Origin of the sequence: Reyranella sp. (genome assembly GCF_050185545.1) — a bacterium.
Taxonomy (GTDB): Bacteria; Pseudomonadota; Alphaproteobacteria; order Reyranellales; family Reyranellaceae; genus Reyranella.
Map to the genome: position 1 here is coordinate 1 of NZ_JBFWZI010000102.1, position 4,205 is coordinate 4,205.

At 66.2% G+C, this 4,205-nt stretch carries 6 protein-coding genes; 4 read left to right on the forward strand and 2 right to left on the reverse strand.

All coding sequences use genetic code 11. From position 1 onward, the window contains the following. The 3 genes from AB7O82_RS23445 to AB7O82_RS23455 form a co-directional block, all read left to right on the forward strand. The coding region (locus tag AB7O82_RS23445; protein ID WP_428620285.1) for a thiamine pyrophosphate-dependent enzyme at positions 1–859 on the forward strand (859 nt) is incomplete at its 5' end. Beyond that, positions 856–1,368 carry an acetolactate synthase small subunit gene (gene ilvN / locus AB7O82_RS23450; RefSeq protein WP_428549563.1) on the forward strand — a complete coding sequence of 171 codons (513 nt, stop codon included), beginning with the start codon at positions 856–858 and terminating at the stop codon, positions 1,366–1,368. The genes AB7O82_RS23445 and ilvN, both read left to right, overlap by 4 nt. Positions 1,369–1,385: 17 nt before the next feature. Continuing rightward, positions 1,386–2,012: a LysE family translocator gene (locus AB7O82_RS23455; protein WP_428549565.1), complete on the forward strand. Its 627-nt coding sequence runs from the start codon at positions 1,386–1,388 to the stop codon at positions 2,010–2,012. A gap of 110 nt (positions 2,013–2,122) precedes the next feature. On the opposite strand, the gene AB7O82_RS23460 is transcribed toward AB7O82_RS23455, so the two are convergent. Continuing rightward, positions 2,123–2,650: a hypothetical protein gene (locus AB7O82_RS23460; protein ID WP_428620286.1), complete on the reverse strand. Its 528-nt coding sequence runs from the start codon at positions 2,648–2,650 to the stop codon at positions 2,123–2,125. Positions 2,651–2,765: 115 nt separating this feature from the next. On the opposite strand from AB7O82_RS23460, the gene ilvC reads away from it, so the two are divergent. Then, positions 2,766–3,785 carry a ketol-acid reductoisomerase gene (ilvC, locus tag AB7O82_RS23465; RefSeq protein WP_428549569.1) on the forward strand — a complete coding sequence of 340 codons (1,020 nt, stop codon included), beginning with the start codon at positions 2,766–2,768 and terminating at the stop codon, positions 3,783–3,785. Positions 3,786–4,011: 226 nt separating this feature from the next. Here the strand turns inward: ilvC and AB7O82_RS23470 are convergent. Next, positions 4,012–4,205 (reverse strand): SPW repeat protein (locus tag AB7O82_RS23470; protein ID WP_428549571.1); only part of this gene is annotated, 194 nt, incomplete at its 5' end.

The window sequence follows — 4,205 nt, forward strand, 5'->3', positions numbered from 1 at the left end:
GAAGATCCATGTCGACATCGATCCGAGCTCGATCAACAAGAACGTGCATGTCGACCTGCCGATCGTCGGCGACGCAGGCCTCGTTCTCGAAGAGCTGATCCGCGTGTGGAAGGCCAGGCAGCCGAAGGTCGATCATAAAGCAATCAAGGCGTGGTGGGGCGAGATCGACGGCTGGCGGGCGCGCAACTGTCTCGCCTATCGCCAGGACAACGAGACGATCAAGCCGCAATACGCGCTCGAGCGGCTCTATCATCACATCAAGACCCTCGACCACTACATCACCACCGAGGTCGGCCAGCACCAGATGTGGGCGGCGCAGTTCCTCAAGTTCGAGCAGCCCAATCGCTGGATGACGTCGGGTGGCCTCGGCACCATGGGCTACGGCTTCCCGGCCGCGATGGGCGTGCAGATTGCACATCCCGACTCGCTGGTGATCGACGTCGCCGGCGAATCCTCGATCATGATGAACATCCAGGAGCTCTCGACGGTGGCGCAGTATCGCCTGCCGGTGAAGATCTTCATCCTGAACAACCAGTACATGGGCATGGTGCGGCAGTGGCAGGAGCTGCTGCATGGCGGCCGCTATTCCGAGAGCTACATGGAATCGTTGCCCGACTTCGTGAAGCTTGCCGAGGCGTTCGGCGCCGTCGGTCTGCGCTGCCACGAGCCGTCCAAGCTCGACGAGACGATCCGCCAGATGATCGAGATCAGGCAGCCGGTCATCGTCGACGTCCTGGTCGACAAGGCGGAGAACTGCTTCCCGATGATCCCGTCCGGCGCCGCGCACTACGACATGCTGCTCGGTCCCGACGACCGGGCGCAGAAGCCCGTTTCCGAGGAAGGCATGGTGCTGGTGTGAGCTCGCTGCAGACGGCTTCGAGCCATACCATCTCCGTCCTGGTCGACAACGAGCCCGGCATCTTGGCGCGCGTGGTCGGCCTGTTCTCCGGGCGCGGCTACAACATCGAGAGCCTCACGGTCGCCGAGACCGACGCGCGCGAGAACCTGTCGCGCATCACCATCGTGACCGCCGGCACGCCCATGGTGATCGAGCAGATCAAGGCCCAGCTCGACCGCCTGGTGCCGGTCCACAAGGTGCGCGACCTCACCGTCGAAGGCCCGCACATCGAGCGCGAGCTGGCGCTGGTCAAGGTGCGCGGCACCGGCGATAAGCGCGTCGAGGCGCTGCGGCTCGCCGACGTGTTTCGCGCCAAGGTGATCGACGCCAAGACCGACTCGTTCGTTTTCGAGGTCACCGGGAACACCGAGAAGGTGCAGACCTTCATCGGCCTGATGGAAAGCCTCGGCCTGGTCGATGTCGGACGCACCGGCATCGTCGCCATGTCGCGCGGTGGCGAGGCGCTCTAGGGAAAGAGGAGCGGGGCATGGAGCACGTCGTCGCCCTGCTGGGGCTTGCCGTCGTCCATCTGCTGGCTGTGGCGAGTCCCGGTCCTTCGACCGTGCTGGTGGTGCAGACCGCGGCCGTCGTCGGACGGCGCGGCGGCCTGCTCGCCGCTTTGGCGATGATGGTGGGCGCGGTCATCTGGGCCACCGCCGCCCTGTTCGGCCTGCAGGTGCTGTTCGCGCGCTTCGACTGGCTCTATTTCGCCTTCCGCATCGCCGGCGCGCTCTATCTTCTCTACCTCGCGGCAATGCTGTGGCTGCATGCCGGCGATCCCCTGCCGGAAATCAAGATCGGCGGCGCGTCGCGAGTGACCGGCTGGCAGGGCTTCCTGCACGCGCTGGTGCTGCAGCTGAGCAACCCGAAGATCATGGTGTTCTTCGGCAGCATCTTCCTTTCGCTGCTGCCGCAGAACACGCCGGCCTGGATGGACGCGACGGTGCTCCTCGTCGTGGCGCTGAACGAGTTCGCCTGGTTTGCCCTGCTGGCGCTCCTGTTTTCGGGTGGCGCTGCGCGCGCCTTCTATCTCCGCGCCAAGCTGTGGCTCGACCGTGCCATGGGCGGCGTCCTGGGCGCGCTCGGGCTGCGGCTTGCAGTGGGAGAGCCGTAGCTCATCCGGACCGCGGGCGCCCGCCCGCTCATGTCATCCGGACCGCGGGCGTCTCGCCCGCTCATGATTTCAAGAGCATGAGCAGGCGAGACGCCCGCGGTCCAGAAGACCTACCCCCGGACCCTCGCCTGCACCTCGGCCAGAGAGGCAGGCGGGCGGTCGAGCACGAACAGGGCCTGGCTGCGACCGTTGATGCGCAGCGGGTCGCCGGCCTCGCGCTCGGCCATGTCGAAGAACATCTTGCCGGCCGGGCGGCAGGTCCAGCCGGCGCTAAGCCCCGGCAGGGCGCCGCCCGGGTAGCGCAGGCAGATCTGGGTGAGCATCTGGCCGCTGGCGTCGGGCACCGTGTTGACCTGCCACTGGCCCTGGGCGATTCGCCGCTGGCCGACCAGCCAGGCGTAGTCCCGGCCGTCCGGCGTCGAGTAGTGGATCTGCGCCGGGCCGTCGCCGCGTGTCCACAGCCATGTCTTGTTGCTCATGCCGCGCGTTGCCTCCTCGAAGGTCGAATTGTCGATCGACGCCTGGAGGGCTGGCATCGGCACGGCCGGTGTGGTCGGCGCCGAGGAATCGGGCGGCGTGCAGGCGGCGAGGGAGAGAAGGGCGGTCGCGACGGCGCACACGGAACGGAAGGTGGACACGGGCGGAAGCTCCGGATTCGTAGCAGGTCGTTGGGGCTGGTCTTTGGGGGCCGGGTTGTCTAGTAAGCCCGCGTTCTTAACAGGAAATGCAGATCGCCAGGAGGGATTGGCCGCAATGCGTGTCTACTATGATCGTGATGCCGACGTGAACCTGATCAAGGGCAAGAAGGTCCTGATCGTCGGCTACGGCAGCCAGGGCCACGCCCACGCCATGAACCTGCGCGATTCCGGCGTCAAGGACGTGCGCATCGCGCTGAAGCCCGGTTCGGCCACGATCAAGAAGGCCGAGGGTGCGGGCTTCACGGTGATGACGCCGGCCGACGGCGCCAAGTGGGCCGACATCGTCATGGTGCTGACACCGGACGAACTGCAGTCCGACATCTACAATGCCGATCTTGCGCCCAACATGCGGGCGGGCTCGGCGCTCGCCTTCGCGCACGGCCTCAACGTGCACTTCAACCTGATCACGCCGCGACAGGACATCGACGTGTTCATGATCGCGCCCAAGGGCCCCGGCCATACGGTGCGTTCGGAGTACCTGCGCGGCGGCGGCGTGCCCTGCCTGGTGGCGGTAGCGCAGAACTCGTCGGGCAATGCGCTCGAGATCGGCCTCAGCTATTCGTCGGCAATCGGCGGCGGCCGCGCCGGCACGATCGAGACCACCTTCAAGGAGGAATGCGAGACCGACCTGTTCGGCGAGCAGGTGGTGCTGTGCGGCGGCCTGGTCGAGCTGATCAAGGCCGGCTACGAGACGCTGGTCGACGCAGGCTACGCGCCGGAGATGGCCTACTTCGAATGCCTGCACGAGGTGAAGCTGATCGTCGACCTGATCTACGAAGGCGGCATCGCCAACATGAACTACTCGATCTCCAACACCGCGGAATACGGCGAGTATCGCTCGGGCCCGCGCATCGTCACCGACGAGACCAAGGCGGAGATGAAGCGCATCCTCGACGACATCCAGTCGGGCCGCTTCGCGCGCGACTGGATGCTCGAGAACAAGGTCAACCAGGCGTCGTTCAAGGCCATGCGCAAGAGGATGTCCGAGCACCCGATCGAGGAGATCGGCGCCAAGCTGCGGGCCATGATGCCGTGGATCAAGGAACGCGCCCTGGTAGACAAGACGCGCAACTGAGGCTGTCGTCGCGCCTCGGTGCCATCGGTCCCTTCCGGACCGCGGGCGTCCCGCCCGCTCATGCTTTCGGATCGGTGCTATGCAGCGCGGTCCACATCACCACGAGCGGGCAAGGCGCCTGCGGTCCGCATGACCATGAGCGGACGGGCGCCAGCGGTCTGCGGAAGACTTCGAACCGTCGACGGGCACGGGCCGGCGCGAGTCCGGCCCGTGCTATCGGTTCAGGTCAGTGACCGGCGGCCGCGTGGGGCGGCGTCTGGTGGGTATGCCACAGCGTTACACCCGCGAGTGCCGCGACGATCAAACCGATGACGACATGGGTCCATCTCGCTGCTTCGTGACCGGCAAAGTTCAGGACCCAGGGCGAGACTGCAACCCACAGGCCGAGCACGAGATTGATCCATTCCTCCCACTCGGCGA

Bases quoted from the DNA above. Each gene is read 5' to 3' on its own strand.
- AB7O82_RS23455 (WP_428549565.1), top strand. From the start codon at position 1,386: ATGGAGCACGTCGTCGCCCTGCTGGGGCTTGCCGTCGTCCATCTGCTG.
- ilvC (WP_428549569.1), top strand. From the start codon at position 2,766: ATGCGTGTCTACTATGATCGTGATGCCGACGTGAACCTGATCAAGGGC.